This window comes from Streptomyces sp. NBC_01549 (assembly GCF_026339955.1).
Classification (GTDB): Bacteria; Actinomycetota; Actinomycetes; order Streptomycetales; family Streptomycetaceae; genus Streptomyces.
In genome coordinates this window covers 3,862,071-3,876,619 of the sequence record NZ_JAPEPW010000001.1, presented here as the reverse complement: position 1 = coordinate 3,876,619, position 14,549 = coordinate 3,862,071, and the positions used below count along the sequence as shown (strand labels likewise).

The 14,549-nt window shown below is 69.4% G+C and carries 15 protein-coding genes; 8 read left to right on the top strand and 7 right to left on the bottom strand.

What is annotated here, in order from left to right; genetic code table 11:
• Positions 1-51 precede the first annotated feature (51 nt).
• The 4 genes from OG819_RS17370 (at position 52) to OG819_RS17355 (ending at position 3,120) form a co-directional block, all read left to right on the top strand.
• Positions 52-1,026 (top strand): ribose-phosphate diphosphokinase, encoded by a 975-nt coding sequence (locus OG819_RS17370; protein WP_266433890.1) that lies wholly within the window; start codon positions 52-54, stop codon positions 1,024-1,026.
• Between the two features lie 209 nt (positions 1,027-1,235).
• A complete protein-coding gene (locus tag OG819_RS17365; protein ID WP_266433888.1) occupies positions 1,236-1,823 on the top strand; it encodes a 50S ribosomal protein L25/general stress protein Ctc in 588 nt (195 codons plus the stop codon).
• 82 nt (positions 1,824-1,905) lie between these two features.
• Positions 1,906-2,517, top strand: coding sequence for an aminoacyl-tRNA hydrolase (gene pth / locus OG819_RS17360; RefSeq protein WP_067376219.1), 612 nt, complete (start codon positions 1,906-1,908; stop codon positions 2,515-2,517).
• 105 nt (positions 2,518-2,622) lie between these two features.
• The gene (locus tag OG819_RS17355; protein ID WP_266650244.1) at positions 2,623-3,120 is read left to right on the top strand and encodes a hypothetical protein; all 498 of its coding nucleotides are present in this window, start codon (positions 2,623-2,625) and stop codon (positions 3,118-3,120) included.
• Positions 3,121-3,212: 92 nt separating this feature from the next.
• Here OG819_RS17355 and ppc read toward each other — a convergent pair whose 3' ends face one another.
• Entirely contained in the window at positions 3,213-5,945 is a 2,733-nt protein-coding gene (ppc, locus tag OG819_RS17350) for a phosphoenolpyruvate carboxylase (RefSeq protein WP_266625271.1), read from the bottom strand.
• A gap of 340 nt (positions 5,946-6,285) precedes the next feature.
• On the opposite strand from ppc, the gene OG819_RS17345 reads away from it, so the two are divergent.
• Both OG819_RS17345 and OG819_RS17340 read left to right on the top strand, forming a co-directional pair.
• Positions 6,286-7,296 carry a fatty acid desaturase gene (locus tag OG819_RS17345; protein WP_266650242.1) on the top strand — a complete coding sequence of 337 codons (1,011 nt, stop codon included), beginning with the start codon at positions 6,286-6,288 and terminating at the stop codon, positions 7,294-7,296.
• On the top strand, positions 7,293-7,973 hold the full coding sequence (locus OG819_RS17340) for a TetR/AcrR family transcriptional regulator (RefSeq protein ID WP_054233024.1): 681 nt from the start codon (positions 7,293-7,295) through the stop codon (positions 7,971-7,973). Before OG819_RS17345 ends, OG819_RS17340 begins: the two co-directional genes overlap by 4 nt.
• Here OG819_RS17340 and OG819_RS17335 read toward each other — a convergent pair.
• Both OG819_RS17335 and OG819_RS17330 read right to left on the bottom strand, forming a co-directional pair.
• Positions 7,970-8,371 carry a glyoxalase gene (locus OG819_RS17335; protein ID WP_266650241.1) on the bottom strand — a complete coding sequence of 134 codons (402 nt, stop codon included), beginning with the start codon at positions 8,369-8,371 and terminating at the stop codon, positions 7,970-7,972. The genes OG819_RS17340 and OG819_RS17335 overlap by 4 nt on opposite strands.
• 4 nt (positions 8,372-8,375) lie before the next feature.
• Positions 8,376-9,185 (bottom strand): trans-aconitate 2-methyltransferase, encoded by an 810-nt coding sequence (locus OG819_RS17330; protein WP_266650240.1) that lies wholly within the window; start codon positions 9,183-9,185, stop codon positions 8,376-8,378.
• An 89-nt stretch (positions 9,186-9,274) separates the two neighbouring features.
• Here OG819_RS17330 and tamR point away from each other — a divergent pair, with 89 nt between their 5' ends.
• Complete coding sequence (gene tamR / locus OG819_RS17325; RefSeq protein WP_054233026.1) at positions 9,275-9,772, top strand: MarR family transcriptional regulator TamR; 498 nt, start codon at positions 9,275-9,277, stop codon at positions 9,770-9,772.
• On the opposite strand, the gene OG819_RS17320 is transcribed toward tamR, so the two are convergent.
• The gene (locus OG819_RS17320) at positions 9,731-10,498 is read right to left on the bottom strand and encodes a response regulator transcription factor (protein WP_054233027.1); all 768 of its coding nucleotides are present in this window, start codon (positions 10,496-10,498) and stop codon (positions 9,731-9,733) included. The two genes, tamR and OG819_RS17320, sit on opposite strands and share 42 nt — an antisense overlap.
• Before the next feature lie 256 nt (positions 10,499-10,754).
• Here OG819_RS17320 and OG819_RS17315 point away from each other — a divergent pair, with 256 nt between their 5' ends.
• Positions 10,755-11,210, top strand: coding sequence for a GNAT family N-acetyltransferase (locus tag OG819_RS17315; RefSeq protein WP_266625283.1), 456 nt, complete (start codon positions 10,755-10,757; stop codon positions 11,208-11,210).
• Between the two features lie 22 nt (positions 11,211-11,232).
• Here OG819_RS17315 and galK read toward each other — a convergent pair whose 3' ends face one another.
• The 3 genes from galK to galT are packed head-to-tail and all read right to left on the bottom strand — an operon-like array spanning position 11,233 to position 14,431.
• Positions 11,233-12,375, bottom strand: a complete 1,143-nt coding sequence (gene galK, locus OG819_RS17310; RefSeq protein ID WP_266625284.1) for a galactokinase — start codon at positions 12,373-12,375, stop codon at positions 11,233-11,235.
• Between the two features lie 8 nt (positions 12,376-12,383).
• Positions 12,384-13,346: a UDP-glucose 4-epimerase GalE gene (gene galE, locus OG819_RS17305; RefSeq protein ID WP_266433868.1), complete on the bottom strand. Its 963-nt coding sequence runs from the start codon at positions 13,344-13,346 to the stop codon at positions 12,384-12,386.
• The gene (gene galT, locus OG819_RS17300) at positions 13,343-14,431 is read right to left on the bottom strand and encodes a galactose-1-phosphate uridylyltransferase (protein WP_266625285.1); all 1,089 of its coding nucleotides are present in this window, start codon (positions 14,429-14,431) and stop codon (positions 13,343-13,345) included. The genes galE and galT overlap by 4 nt, the downstream gene beginning before the upstream one ends.
• Between the last annotated feature and the right edge of the window lie 118 nt (positions 14,432-14,549).

Below are 14,549 nucleotides of genomic sequence, written 5' to 3'. Positions count from 1 at the left end.
TTGAGAAGTTTTCTCATGCCCCAGCTGAGACACCTCTGAGGAGACAGTGCTGTGACCGGGTTCAAGACGACCGGCGAGAAGAAGATGATGTTCTTCTCCGGCCGCGCCCACCCCGAGCTTGCCGAGGAGGTCGCCCACAAGCTGGGTGTCGGGGTTGTCCCGACGAAGGCCTTCGACTTCGCCAACGGTGAGATCTACGTCCGCTACCAGGAGTCCGCGCGCGGCGCCGACTGCTTCCTGATGCAGAGCCACACGGCTCCCATCAACAAGTGGATCATGGAGCAGTTGATCATGATCGACGCTCTGAAGCGGGCCTCCGCCCGGAGCATCACCGTGATCGTGCCCTTCTACGGTTACGCGCGGCAGGACAAGAAGCACCGTGGACGTGAACCGATCTCGGCGCGTCTGGTCGCCGACCTGATGAAGACGGCGGGCGCGGACCGGATCCTCACGGTCGACCTGCACACCGACCAGATCCAGGGCTTCTTCGACGGCCCGGTCGACCACCTGTTCGCGCTGCCGATCCTGGCGGACTACGTGGGGGCGAAGGTCGACAAGTCCAAGCTGACGGTCGTCTCCCCGGACGCCGGCCGGGTGCGCGTCGCCGACCGCTGGTGCGACCGCCTGGACGCCCCGCTGGCGATCGTGCACAAGCGCCGCGACAAGGACGTCGCCAACCAGGTCACCGTCCACGAGGTGGTCGGTGACGTGAAGGGCCGCGTCTGTGTTCTCGTCGACGACATGATCGACACGGGTGGCACGATCTGTGCCGCCGCCGACGCCCTCTTCGCGCACGGTGCGGAGGACGTCATCGTCACCGCGACGCACGGTGTGCTCTCCGGTCCGGCGGCCGACCGTCTGAAGAACTCCAAGGTCAGCGAGTTCATCTTCACGGACACCCTGCCGACGCCTGGTGAGCTGGAGCTCGACAAGATCACGGTCCTGTCGATCGCGCCGACGATCGCCAACGCGGTCCGTGAGGTCTTCGAGGACGGCTCGGTGACGAGCCTGTTCGAGGAGCAGTAGGAGGACCGGCGCAGGGCCGGTGAACGGTCCTCGCCTAGATCGATTTCTGGTACGGCCTTCCCGCCCAGTAAGCTGTCACAGTTGCTCGGCGAGGGAGGCCGTACCGCTTGAGAAGGCGTGTGCGGCGGTCCGTTATCGACGCGCTCTTCGTAGCAGGCCGATGTTTTGGCCGGGTGACCACCTTCCCCAGATTTCTACGAGGAGTGCACATGTCCGAGGTCAAGCTCGCCGCCGAGACCCGTACCGAGTTCGGCAAGGGCGCCGCCCGCCGCATCCGCCGTGACAGCAAGGTTCCCGCCGTGGTCTACGGCCACGGTGCCGAGCCCGTCCACATCACGCTGCCGGGCCACGAGCTGCTGCTCGCCCTGCGTACCCCGAACGTCCTGCTCTCCCTGGACATCGAGGGCAAGACCCAGCTGGCGATCCCGAAGGCCGTCCAGCGCGACGCCATCAAGGGCTTCCTCGAGCACGTCGACCTGCTCCTCGTGAACCGCGGCGAGAAGGTCACCGTCGAGGTCTTCGTCCAGACCGAGGGCGAGCTCGCCCCGGGCAGCTTCCTGCTCGAGCACGTGCTGAACACCCTCACGGTCGAGGCCGAGGCCACCCACATCCCGGAGTCGGTCACCGTCTCCATCGCGGGCCTGGAGGCCGGCGCCTCCATCCTCGCCAAGGACATCCCGCTCCCCGCGGGCACCACGCTGGCGATCGACGAGGACGCGGTCGTCCTTCAGGTCCTGTCCGCCCAGGCGGAGGAGCCCGAGGGCGAGGCCGCGGGCGAAGCGGCCGCCGAGGCCTGATCGGCCTGATTCCCTCCGGAATCTTCATCTGTGTCAGCCGCCGCTCCTCCCAGGAGCGGCGGCTGCCGCGTATCAAGGACACATGGGAGACACCGACGTGACGACCGATGCGGGCGCCCCCTGGCTGATCGTGGGCCTCGGCAACCCCGGCCCCGAGTACGCCATGAACCGGCACAACGTGGGCTTCATGGTGGCCGACCTGCTGGCGGAGCGGATCGGCGGCAGGTTCAAGCGGGCCGGCAAGGCGCAGGCGCAGGTGATCGAGGGGCGTATCGGCCCGCCGGGTCCGGCGAACCGTCGGGTGATCCTGGCCAAGCCGATGTCGTACATGAACCTGTCCGGCGGCCCGGTGACCGCGCTGCGGGACTTCTACAAGGTGCCGACGGCGAACATCGTCGCGATCCATGACGAGCTGGACATCGACTACGGCGTCCTGCGTCTGAAGCTCGGCGGTGGCGACAACGGCCACAACGGGCTGAAGTCGATGACGAAGGCGATGGGCTCCGACTACCACCGGGTGCGCTTCGGCATCGGGCGTCCTCCGGGGCGGATGCAGGTCGCCGATTTCGTCCTGAAGGACTTCTCCTCGGCGGAGCGCAAGGAGCTCGACTACTTCGTGGACCGGGCCTCGGACGCCGTGGAGTGCCTCGTCATCGAGGGGCTGGAGCGGGCGCAGGGCACGTACAACTCCTGATCGGTTCTCGGGGGCGGTCGATGTACGCGTACAACTGCCGACTTGTCGCCCACCGGAGCCGACCGGAGTTGACCTGGTGTGCGGCCATGGCCAAGGATCGCCGCCATGCCTGCCGTCGCCGCACATCGAGGCTCCCGTCGGAGCGCACATCCGGCGCTGCGGTTCGGGCGGCTCGCGGCGATGGGTACGGTCGCGGCGCTGATCCTGATCGCGGGCGTCTGGGGTTCCTGGGGCACGGCTCAGCACGTGATGCTGAGCAAGGGCCGGGAGCAGGGGACGATGACCGTGACCAGGTGCTCAGGCGATGTCTGTACGGGGACGTACGTGCCGACCTCGACGGGGTCGCGGGCGCGGGCGCGGGTCACCATCGACGAGGCGTTGGCGGTGCGCAGGGGCCGGACGTACACGGTGACCGTGAAGCCCGGGAGCAGTGATGTCGTCCGTAGTGGTCCGGCGGGCCTTCTCTATGCCTGGGTGCCGCTGGGTGGCGCTCTGCTGCTGGCCTCGGTGGTGGTGTCGGGTGGCCTGCGGTCGCGGCGGGCGGCGTGGGTGCTGGCGGGGGCGGGGATCGCGCAGCTGACGGCCACGTTCCTGGTTCTGTGACCTGCTCTTGAGTTCTGTGACCTGCTCTTGAAATGACGGGTGCCCCCGCGTTCGTACGAACGCGGGGGCACCCGTCTGTCGCTCTTGGGGGGTCAGCCGGTGTTGCGCAGTCCGGCCGCCACGCCGTTGACCGTCAGGAGCAGGGCGCGCGAGAGCAGCGGGTCCGGCTCGGCGCCGGCCGCGGCCTCGTCGCGCTGGCGCTTGAGGAGCGCGACCTGGAGGTAGGAGATCGGGTCCAGGTAGGCGTCGCGGATGGAGAAGGTCTGCTGGAGGACCGGGTTGGTGTCCAGGAGCTTCGTGCCGCCGGTGACGCGCAGTACTTCGCGGACGGTCAGTTCGTGTTCGGCCTCGATGGTGGCGAACACGTGCTTGAGGTCGTCGGGGACGAGGGTGTCGACGTAGTGGCGGGCGATCCGCAGGTCGGTCTTCGCGAGGGTCATCTCGACGTTGGAGACGAAGTTCTGGAAGAAGTGCCACTGCTCGTGCATCTCGTCGAGCACGGTGTCCAGGCCCGCTTCGCGCAGGGCCTTGAGGCCGGAGCCGACGCCGAACCAGCCGGGCACGATCTGTCGGGACTGGGTCCAGCCGAAGACCCAGGGGATGGCCCTGAGGCCGTCGAGGCCGGCGCCGCTGTCGGGGCGGCGGGAGGGGCGTGAGCCGAGGTGCAGGTCGGCGAGCTGGTCGACGGGGGTGGCGGCGAAGAAGTAGGCCGGGAGGTCGGGGTCCTCGACGAGTCGTCGGTAGGCGTTGTGGGCGGCGTCGGAGACGACGTCCATGGCCGCGTCCCAGCGGGCCAGTGCCTCGTCGGACTGGCGGGGGGCGGTGTGCAGGGCGGAGGCCTGGAGGGTGGCGGCGACCGTGAGTTCCAGGTTCTCGCGGGCGAGTGAGGGCACGAGGTACTTGTCGGAGATGACCTCGCCCTGCTCGGTCACCTTGATCTCGCCCTCGAGGGTGCCCCAGGGCTGGGCGAGGATCGCGTCGTGGGAGGGGCCGCCGCCGCGGCCGACGGTGCCGCCGCGGCCGTGGAAGAGGCGCAGGCGTACGCCGTAGCGGTGGGCGACGTCGCGCAGGCGCCGCTGCGCCCGGTGGATCTCCCACTGACTGGTCGTGATGCCGCCGAACTTCGAGGAGTCGGAGTAGCCGAGCATGACCTCCTGGACGTCCCCGCGCAGCGCCACGAGGCGGCGGTAGGAGGGGTCGGAGAGCATGTCCTCGAGGATCGTGTCGGCGGCCTTCAGCTCGTCCGTCGTCTCCAGCAGGGGGACGATGCCGATCTTGGCCCAGCCGGCGTGCAGGTCGAGCAGGCCTGCTTCGCGGGCGAGTACGGCCGCGGCGAACACGTCGTCGGCGCCCTGGCACATCGAGATGATGTACGACTCGATGACCTCGGGCCCGAAGATCTCCAGGGCCTTCTTGACCGTCCCGAAGACACCGAGGGTCTTCGCACCGGCGGCGTCGAGGGGTGCGGGGGTCGGGGCGAGCGGGCGACGGGAGCGGAGTTCCTTGGCGAGGAGCTTGGCGCGGTAGTCGCGGGGCATGTCGACGTAGCGCCAGGATTCCTCGCCGAGGCGGTCGAAGAGCTGGCCGAGGGCGTGGTGGTGGGCGTCGGCGTGTTCGCGTACGTCCATGGTGGCGAGCTGGAGGCCGAAGGCGGCCAGGGTGCGGATGGTGCGGTTCATCCGGCCGTCGGCGAACAGCGCGCCGCGGTGCTCGCGCAGCGAGGTCTGGATGAGGGTGAGGTCGCGCAGGAGTTCGCCGGTGCCGAGGTAGTCGCGGCCGTCCTCGTGCGGGGTGCCCTTGGCGAGGCGCTGCTTGGTGTTCTCCAGCTTCTGCCGGATGCAGGTGGCCTTGAGCCGGTAGGGCTCCTCGGCGTTGAGGCGCTTGTAGCGGGGGCTGATCTCGGGGAGCCGCTCCAGGTCGGTCTGGAGGGATTCGAGGAGCTCTTCGGTGGCGCCGGTGTAGCGGATGGAGTTGGAGAGGAAGCCGCGGAGTTCGTCGATGACGTCCAGGGCGTCGTTGATGCCGTGTTCGTGCTGGAGGATCAGGACGTCCCAGGTGACGGCGGGGGTGACGTTCGGGTTGCCGTCGCGGTCGCCGCCGATCCAGGTGCCGAAGGTGAGCGGCCGGGTGTCGTCCGGGAGCTGTACGCCGACGCGCTCCAGTTCGGCGGTGAGGTCCTCGAGGACGTCTCCGACGGCGCCGGCGTGCAGTTCGTCCAGGTAGTAGATGGCGTTGCGGGCCTCGTCCGCGGGCTCCGGGCGGACCACGCGCAGTTCGTCCGTCTGCCACACGAGGTCGATGTTCTCGGCCAGCCGGGTGTCGTGGCGGCGGCGGTCGGCCTCGATGACGGGGGTCTCCAGGAGCGCGGCGATGCGGCGCAGCTTGTTGAGAACCGAACGGCGGGCGGCTTCGGTGGGGTGGGCGGTGAAGACCGGGCGAACGTTCAGGTTCTTGACGGTCTGCTTCAGGTGTTCGGGGTCGGCGTCCTTGAGCCGGTCCGCCGTTCGGGCGAGGAGTCCGCCCTCGGCTGCCCGCTTGGCGCGCAGTTCGCGGCCGCGGTGCACCTGCTCGGTGACATTCGCCAGATGGAAGTACGTGGAGAAGGCGCGGACCAGCTTGGCCGCGGTCTCCAGTTCGGTGCCGCGCAGCAGCTCGGCGGCTGCCTCGCCGTCCTCGCGGGTCAGGCGGCGGACCTTCTCGACCAGTTCCAGGAGCTCGGGGCCCTCCTGACGGACGAGGGTCTCACCGAGCAGGTCGCCCAAACGGCGGATGTCGGCGCGCAGCTCGCTGCTGGTCGTTGTGGTCTGGTCGTCGGCACTGCTCACAGGTGCGGCTCCTTGCAGTGTGGAAGCTCGGCTGAAGAGTGTGGAAGCTCGTCTGAAGCTCGTCAGGGAGGGAACCCGGGTGGTGGCCGCGCGGCGGGGTGCCGCTTAGCGACGTGGCATCCGGGAATAAATCAGAACGGACCGCGCTGTCCGACCGACTCCAAGGATAGGTGTCCATGCGGACGCGCAGGCTGTTGGGCTCTTGCCGCCTGGCTGCGCGCTGCCATACTTACGACACCGTAAGTTACGGACGCGTAGGGACTCCCGTCAGTTGGCGGGAGGACTCTCAGATCCCGTACGCGGCCACCTCCCCCGCCCTCGAACCCCACAGGGGATGCTCATGCCCACGAGTCCCGACGTGATCGACGACGCCCCGCGGCCGCACGACGACACCTCAGCCCCCGCCGCCACGCTGGGTGGCGAGCGGAAGGGGTCACTCGAACAGATCACGCTGCTTCTCTTCATCGTTGTTCCGTTCCTAGCCCTCGTGGCAGCGGTGCCGCTGGCCTGGGGGCGGGGGGTGAGCTGGCTGGACATCGGCCTGCTGGTCTTCTTCTACTATCTGGGTTGCCACGGCGTCACGATCGGCTACCACCGCTACTTCACGCACGGTTCCTTCAAGGCGAAGCGCCCGTTGCGGATCGGGCTGGCGATCGCTGGTTCGATGGCGGTCGAGGGGCCCCTGGTCCGCTGGGTCGCCGACCATCGCAAGCATCACAAGTTCTCCGACGCCGACGGTGACCCCCATTCGCCGTGGCGTTACGGGGAGACGGTGCCGGCTCTGATGAAGGGCCTGTGGTGGGCGCACATCGGCTGGATGTTCGATGAGGAGCGGACCTCGCAGGAGAAGTACGCGCCGGACCTGATCAAGGACCCGGCGATCCGCGCGATCTCGCGTCAGTTCATCTCGTGGACCGTGCTCTCGCTCGCGTTGCCGCCGCTGATCGGCGGTCTGGCGACGATGTCCTGGTGGGGCGCGTTCACGGGTTTCTTCTGGGGCTCGCTCGTCCGGGTGGCGCTGTTGCACCACGTCACCTGGTCGATCAACTCGATCTGTCACGCGGTGGGCAAGCGGCCCTTCAAGTCGCGGGACCGCTCCGGCAACGTGTGGTGGCTGGCCGTGCTCTCCTGCGGTGAGTCCTGGCACAACCTGCACCACGCCGATCCGACCTCGGCGCGGCACGGCGTACAGCGCGGCCAGGTCGACTCCTCGGCGCGGATCATTCGCTGGTGCGAGCAGCTCGGCTGGGCGTACGACGTGCGCTGGCCGTCACGCTCGCGTATCGATTCGAAGCGCAACACGGACGCCTCGGCCTCCCAGCGCAAGACGGAAGCCGCTGACGCGGCATGATTGACGGTGTGGCCACCGACTCCAGCAGCACCCCGAGCAGCAGTGAAAAGCCGCGGCGTGCGCGCCGCACCCGCATGACCGGTGCGGAGCGCCGTCAGCAGCTGCTGGAGATCGGTCGCACCCTGTTCGCGGCGAAGGGCTTCGAGGGGACGTCGGTGGAGGAGATCGCGGCGAAGGCCGGGGTCTCCAAGCCGGTGGTCTACGAGCACTTCGGCGGCAAGGAGGGGCTGTACGCGGTGGTGGTGGACCGCGAGATGCGCCGTCTGCTGGACATGGTGACCGGCTCTCTCACCGCCGGTCACCCTCGTGAGCTGTGCGAACAGGCGGCGTTCGCTCTTTTGGACTACATCGAGGAGTACACGGACGGCTTCCGGATCCTGGTCCGTGACTCGCCCATTCCCCAGTCGACGGGTTCCTTCGCGTCGCTGATCTCGGACATCGCCACCCAGGTGGAGGACATCCTGGGGCGTGAGTTCAAGCTGCGCGGCTTCGACCCGAAGCTGGCTCCCCTGTACGCCCAGGCGCTGGTGGGCATGGTCGCTCTGACGGGTCAGTGGTGGCTGGATGTCCGCAAGCCCCGCAAGGCGGAGGTGGCGGCCCATCTGGTGAACCTGGCCTGGCACGGCCTGGACGGCCTGGAGCCGAAGCCGCGGCTGATAGGGCATCGCAAGTCCTAGGACTCGAGCTGCTCCACGGATCCGAGCTGCTCCACGGATCCGAGTGGCTCCAGGAACTCCAGTCGGTTGCCGACGGGGTCCTCGGAGTAGAAGCGGCGGTGGCCGGGCAGGTCGTCGTCCCAGATAACCTCGGCATTGTGGGACTGGAGGCGGGCGGCGAACGCCTCGGCGCCGGTGACGCGCAAGCCGGGGTGGGCCTTCTTCGCGGGCCGGAAGTCCTTCTCGATCCCCATGTGCAGTCGCACGGTCCCCGCCTGGAACCAGCAGCCGCCGCGGGCGGCGAGGACGGGGGGCTTGCGGATCTCGGTCATACCGAGAATCCCGACGTAGTAGCCGCGCAGGAGGTCCTCCGAGCCGGGCGGGGCCGCGAGCTGGACGTGGTCGATGGCGGCGAGCATCCCCTCACGCTCCCTTGTGTGCCACGGCGAACAGGCGGCGGAAGGGCAGCACCGTGCCGTAGGGGGCTGTCGGATAGGCGTCGCGGAGCAGGTCGCGGTACTCGGTGACGAAGTCGTCCCGGGCCTCCGGGTCGTCGGCCAGGGCCGTCAGTACCGGGCGCAGACCCGTGCCCTTCACCCAGTCCAGGACCGGATCCTCACCCGTGAGGATCTGCTCGTACGTCGTCTCCCAGACGTCCACCGCGCAGCCGAGGCGGGCCAGCCGGTCCAGGTAGACCAGTGGGTCGTGGACGGAGTCCTCGTGCCGCAGGACGTCCGCGAGGCGCTCCTTCCAGCGGGCGGAGGCGGCGAGCTCGCGCATCAGGGCGTGCAGGGGCGCGTCGATGTTGTTGGGGACCTGGAAGGCGAAGGTGCCGCCGGGGGCAAGCGCGGCCACCCAGTCGCGGAACCGCTCCACGTGCCCCGGTACCCACTGCAGCGCCGCGTTGGACACGATCAGGTCATACGTCTGCGTCGGCGCCCAGGTCGTCGCGTCCGCGTGGGCGAAGTCGAGGCGTCCGCCGCCGGCCGTGGGGCCCGCGTACGGCTCGGTCCTGGCGAGCATCTCGGGTGAGTTGTCGTAGCCGGTGATGCGCGCGGTGCGCCAGCGGTCGGCGAGGAGGACGGTCACGTTGCCCGGGCCGCATCCGAGGTCGGCGATGCGGGGAGGGGTGCCGGGGAGGTCGGGGACCCGGGCGAGGAGGTCGGTGAACGGGCGGGCGCGGTGGCCGGCGTGGCGCAGGTACTGGGCGGGATCCCAGGTGGAAGTGGTCATGTCCGTTACTTTCCCCTCACGCTTATCTTGATGTCAAGAGACTTGATATCAAGAGACTTCATGTCGACACAACCACTACACTGATCGTCATGGAGGACGAGGTCGATCGGCTGGTCGCAGCGTGGCGCCGGGAGCGCCCTGACCTCGACGTGGAACCGCTCGAGGTACTCAGCCGGGTGAGCAGGCTCGCCCGGCACCTGGACCGCGCCCGACGGCTGGCGTTCTCCGAGCACAGCCTGGAGCCCTGGGAGTTCGACGTGCTGACCGCGCTGCGGCGCGCGGGCTCCCCCTACCAGCTCTCCCCCGGCCAGCTGCTCACGCAGACGCTCGTCACCTCCGGCACGATGACCAACCGCATCGACCGGTTGACGAAGAAGGGCCTGGTGGAGCGCCTCCCGGACCCGAGCGACCGCCGGGGCGTGCTCGTGCGCCTCACGGACGAGGGACGCGACCGGGCCGACCAGGCGCTCGCCGGACTCCTCGACCAGGAGCGCGCGATCCTGGCCGAACTCAGCAAGGCGCAGCGCGGTGAACTCGCGTCCCTGCTACGCCAGCTGACCGCCCCGTTCGACAACATCCCCGGCTAGGTCGACGGGCCCGACCCCGGCCCGGCGGGCGAGCGCGACCGCGGCGAGCGTCGAGTGGACGCCCAACTTCCCCAGCACGTTCTGCATATGGGTGCGCACGGTGTGCGGGGAGAGGAACAGCCTCTCCGCGACGGCCTTCCTCCCCAGCCCCGCGACCATGCACCGCAGCACCTCCCGCTCGCGCGGCGTGAGCGACTCGACCAGCCGCTCGCTCTCGGTGCGGTGCTTGCGCGCGGCGGTCAACTCCCGCAGGACGCCGGTGAGCAGGGCGGGCGGCAGATGCGTCTCGTCGCGCAGCACACCCCGTATGACGGTCAGGAGCCGCGACAGGGAACAGTCCTTGGCGACCCACCCCGAGGCGCCGGCCTGCAGCGCGAGGGCGGCCCGGCGCGGATCGTCCTTCTCCGCGAGCACGACGATGCGCACGCTCGGTTGCCCCGAACGAACGCCCGCGACCAGCGAGATGCCGTCGACGAGCCCGTCCTCGTTGCCCTCCTGGACCGGTACGGCGGGACGGGCGCCGGGCAGATTGCCGCCCAGATCGGCGTCGACGAGCAGCACGTCGAATCTGCGGCCCTCCGCGGACGCCCGCTCCAGGCAGCGCAGCGCGGCCGGGCCGCTGCCGGCGGCGGACACGTCGACGTCGGGCTCGGCGGCCAGGGCGGCGGCGAGCGACTCGGCGAAGATGCGGTGATCGTCGACGACCAGAACACGGATGCGAACCACTGAAACCCCCACTGGTCGGGGGACGGACCGGCGCAGGTACGACACCCGAAGTGATCCCGAGCCCGCTCGAACTCGGAAGACGGGGTGCCGCAGCCGCACGGCCGCCGCCGTGCTGAAACTGCTACCCCCACTTCGGGCGTCGTACCCGACTGTCTCGCCCCCTGATCAGCACCGGCCCCCACCGGCACTGTTCACAGGGTACGACCGGGGGCGGGCAGCGGAAGGCAATTTGCAGAACTGATTGGCCAGCGCGTTTATGGTGAGCCGTATGTTTCGTATGGAGACAGGAGACGACAAAGACCGGCGTGATCTGCTCCGCCGGCGGCTGCGCGACACCAACACGCAGGCGTCTCCGGTCCTCCGTGCCCTGCGCGGCACCCCTGCCGAACGGGAACTTCCGCTCCACGTCTGGGTCTTGGACGCCGACGGGGTGCTCGCGGGCGGGCTCGTCGGTCACACCTGGACGACGTGGCTGCATGTGACGTACCTGTGGGTGGACGACGTCCACCGCGGTGCGGGCCTCGGCGCCCGCCTCCTCGCCGAGGCCGAGCGTCTCGCTCACGAGGAGCGCGGCTGCCGCAACTCCCGCCTGGAGACCTGGGACTTCCAAGCACCCGAGTTCTACAAGAAACAGGGCTACACGGTGGTGTGCGTGATCCCCGACTATCCGCCGGGGGTCACGGAGTACACCTTGACGAAACGGTTGAGCTGACCGAGGGGTTCCTCGCGGGACGTCAGCTCAGGCGGCGGGCTCCTGCCGACGGCACCGCCGGGAAGACCCGAGGAGCCCGGTAACCGGCGGAGCCGAACGCCTCGGTCACCGCCTTCGTCACCGTGTCCACATCGGCGGACTCCACCAGCACGATCGCCGAGCCACCGAACCCGCCCCCCGTCATCCGCGCCCCCAGCGCCCCCGCGGCGTTCGCCGTGGCAACCACCAGGTCCAGCTCTTCGCAGGAGATCCGCAGGTCGTCCCGGAGCGAGGCGTGCCCGTCCGTGAGGACCGGCCCGATCGCCCGGACGTCCCCGGCGTCCAGCAGGGTGATGACCCGATCGACCCGGTGATCGTCCGAGACGACGTGGCGAACGTATCGGCGTACACGCTCGTCCGAGAGGCGCGCGAGCGCGGCGTCGAGCTCCTCGTACGCGACATCCCGCAGATGCGAGACCCCGAGCTGCCGCGCGCCCTCTTCGCATCCTTCACGCCGCTCGGCGTACGCCCCGTCGCCCAGCGCGTGCTTCACCCGCGTGTCGACGACCAGCAGCGCCAGCCCCTGAGAGGCCAGATCGAAGGGGACCTGACGGATGGACAGGTCACGGCAGTCGAGGTGCAGGGCGTGCCCCTCGGTGCAGCACGCGGACGCCGTCTGGTCCATGATCCCGCAGGGCACGCCGACGAAGTCGTTCTCGGCGCGCTGGGCGAGGCGGGCCAGTTCGGGCCCGGTGAGGCCGAGTTCGTACAGGTCGTTGAGGGCGAGCGCCGTCACGACCTCCAGAGCGGCGGAGGAGGACAGGCCCGCCCCCGTCGGCACGGTCGAGGCGAGGTGCACATCCGCGCCCGTCACCGCGTGCCCCGCCTCGCGCAGCGCCCACACCACGCCCGCCGGGTAGGCGGCCCAGCTGGTGTTGGTCAGCGGCACCAGCTCGTCGACGTGCAGTTCGACGACCGGACCCTCGATGTCGGCGGAGTGCAGTCGCAGCACCCCGTCCGTGCGTCGCGACACCGCCGCCACCGCCGTGTGCGGCAGGGCGAGCGGCATCACGAACCCCTCGTTGAAGTCCGTGTACTCGCCGATCAGGTTGACCCGCCCGGGCGCCGCCCAGACGCCTTCCGGTGCGGTCCCGTACAGCTCCTCGAACCCCTCGCGTACGCCCACCGAATTACCTACCGCTCCCTGTTCTGAGCGAACGCCCACGCGTCCGCGACGATCCCCGCGAGATCCGCGCGGGACGGGTTCCAGCCGAGCCGCTCGCGCGCGGTCGCCGCCGAGGCGACGAGCACGGCCGGGTCTCCGGCCCGGCGCGGGGCCATGACCTCGGGGATCGGGTGTCCCGTGACCTGGCGGACGGTCTCGATGACCTCGCGGACGGAGAAGCCGTTGCCGTTGCCGAGGTTGCAGATGAGGTGTTCACCGGCGGTGGCCGCCTCGACGGCCAGCAGATGCGCCTCCGCCAGGTCCGCCACATGGATGTAGTCGCGGACGCAGGTGCCGTCCGGCGTCGGGTAGTCGTCGCCGAAGACGGAGATCGCCTCCCGCCGTCCCTGCGCGACCTGGAGGACGAGCGGGATGAGGTGCGACTCGGGGTCGTGGCGCTCGCCCTGCGCCCCGTAGGCGCCGGCCACGTTGAAGTAGCGCAGCGACACCGCGCCCAGTCCGTGGGCCGCCGCCTCGCCGGTGATCATGTGGTCGACGGCGAGCTTGGAGGCGCCGTAGGGGTTGGTGGGCTTCGTCGGCGCGGACTCGACGATCGGGCTCTGCTCCGGCTCGCCGTACGTGGCCGCCGTGGAGGAGAAGACCAGCTTGCGCACGCCCGCCTCGCGCATCGCCGCGAGCAGCGCCATGCTGCCGCCGACGTTGTTGTCCCAGTACTTCTCGGGCTTCACGACGGACTCGCCGACCTGCGAGAACGCGGCGAAGTGGAGCACGGCGTCGTAGGAGGAGTCCAGCCACTTGGCGGCGTCGCGGATGTCGCCCTCGATGAAGGCGGCCCCGGCGGGCACGCCCTCGCGGAAGCCCGTCGACAGGTTGTCGAGGACCGTCACCTCGTGACCGGCCTCGATCAGGTGCTGCGCGACCACGCTGCCGACATAGCCCGCGCCACCCGTGACCAGGTACTTCCCACTCATGAACTCGCTACCTCTCGCAGTCGCTGGGCCGCGGATTCCGGCGGCACGTCGTTGATGAACACGTTCATGCCGGACTCGGAACCCGCGAGGAACTTCAGCTTGCCGGAAGTGCGGCGAATGGTGAAAAGCTCGAGGTGAAGCGCGAAGTCGTCCCTGCTCACGCCCTCGAACTCCTCCAGCGCGCCGAACGGCGCCTGGTGCCAGGCGGCGATGTACGGCGTCGGAGGCTCGCCCTCACCTTCTTTCCCACCACCCGGCCCATCGAAGATCCGGTCGAAGCGTCTCAAGAGTTCCAGATAGACCTGGGGGAACTCTGTGCGCGCCTCCTCGTCGAGCCCGAGCAGGTCGGGCACGCGCCGCTTGGGGTAGAGGTGGACCTCGTAGGGCCAGTGCGCGGCGTACGGCACGAAGGCGACCCACTGCTCGGTCTCCAGGACGATCCGGTCGCCCTCGGCGAGTTCGCGTGCGACGACGTCGTCGAAGAGGTTCTCGCCGCCGGTGGCCTCCTTGTGCGCGGCCAGCGAGCGCAGCATCAGGGCCGTACGCGGGGTGGTGAACGGGTAGCCGTAGATCTGCCCGTGCGGGTGGCCGAGGGTGACACCGATCTCGGCACCGCGGTTCTCGAAACAGAAGACCTGTTCGACGGAGGAGAGGTGGGACAGCTCCGCCGTGCGGTCCGTCCACGCCTCCAGGACGAGCCCCGCCTGCTCCTCGGTGAGGTCGGCGAAGGAGGAGTCGTGGTCGGAGGTGAAGCAGACGACCTCGCAGCGCCCGGAGTCGCCGGCGAGCGAGGGGAAACGATTCTCGAAGACGACGACGTCGTACGAGGAGTCCGGGATCTCGCTCAGCCGGTCGCCCTGCGAGGGGCACAGGGGGCACTCGTTCGCCGGGGGGTGGTAGGTGCGCCCCTGGCGGTGCGAGGCGATCGCGACCGAGTCGCCGAGCAGCGGGTCGCGGCGCACCTGGGAGCTGGTGACGGTGGGTTCCAGCGGGCGGCGGTCCACCGCGTCGCGCACCTTGTCGTCGCGCGCGTCGTAGTAGATCAGCTCACGACCGTCGGCGAGCCGGGTCGAGGTCTTCTTCACCGCTGGACTCCTCATCCACACCACACCCAACCATCAAACATAACCGAACACAACAAACCACAAAGCAACAGGAACGTCAATGCCTGCGGGGATTTGGGGGGTCTCGGTGAAGCTTGGG

Bases quoted from the DNA above. Each gene is read 5' to 3' on its own strand.
- OG819_RS17335 (WP_266650241.1), bottom strand. From the start codon at position 8,371: ATGCTCGCCGCCATCGACCACGTCCAGCTCGCGGCCCCGCCCGGCTCG.
- OG819_RS17365 (WP_266433888.1), top strand. From the start codon at position 1,236: ATGTCCGAGGTCAAGCTCGCCGCCGAGACCCGTACCGAGTTCGGCAAG.
- OG819_RS17345 (WP_266650242.1), top strand. From the start codon at position 6,286: ATGCCCACGAGTCCCGACGTGATCGACGACGCCCCGCGGCCGCACGAC.
- galE (WP_266433868.1), bottom strand. From the start codon at position 13,346: ATGAGTGGGAAGTACCTGGTCACGGGTGGCGCGGGCTATGTCGGCAGC.
- OG819_RS17340 (WP_054233024.1), top strand. From the start codon at position 7,293: ATGATTGACGGTGTGGCCACCGACTCCAGCAGCACCCCGAGCAGCAGT.
- OG819_RS17330 (WP_266650240.1), bottom strand. From the start codon at position 9,185: ATGACCACTTCCACCTGGGATCCCGCCCAGTACCTGCGCCACGCCGGC.
- pth (WP_067376219.1), top strand. From the start codon at position 1,906: ATGGGAGACACCGACGTGACGACCGATGCGGGCGCCCCCTGGCTGATC.
- OG819_RS17355 (WP_266650244.1), top strand. From the start codon at position 2,623: ATGCCTGCCGTCGCCGCACATCGAGGCTCCCGTCGGAGCGCACATCCG.
- OG819_RS17315 (WP_266625283.1), top strand. From the start codon at position 10,755: ATGGTGAGCCGTATGTTTCGTATGGAGACAGGAGACGACAAAGACCGG.
- tamR (WP_054233026.1), top strand. From the start codon at position 9,275: ATGGAGGACGAGGTCGATCGGCTGGTCGCAGCGTGGCGCCGGGAGCGC.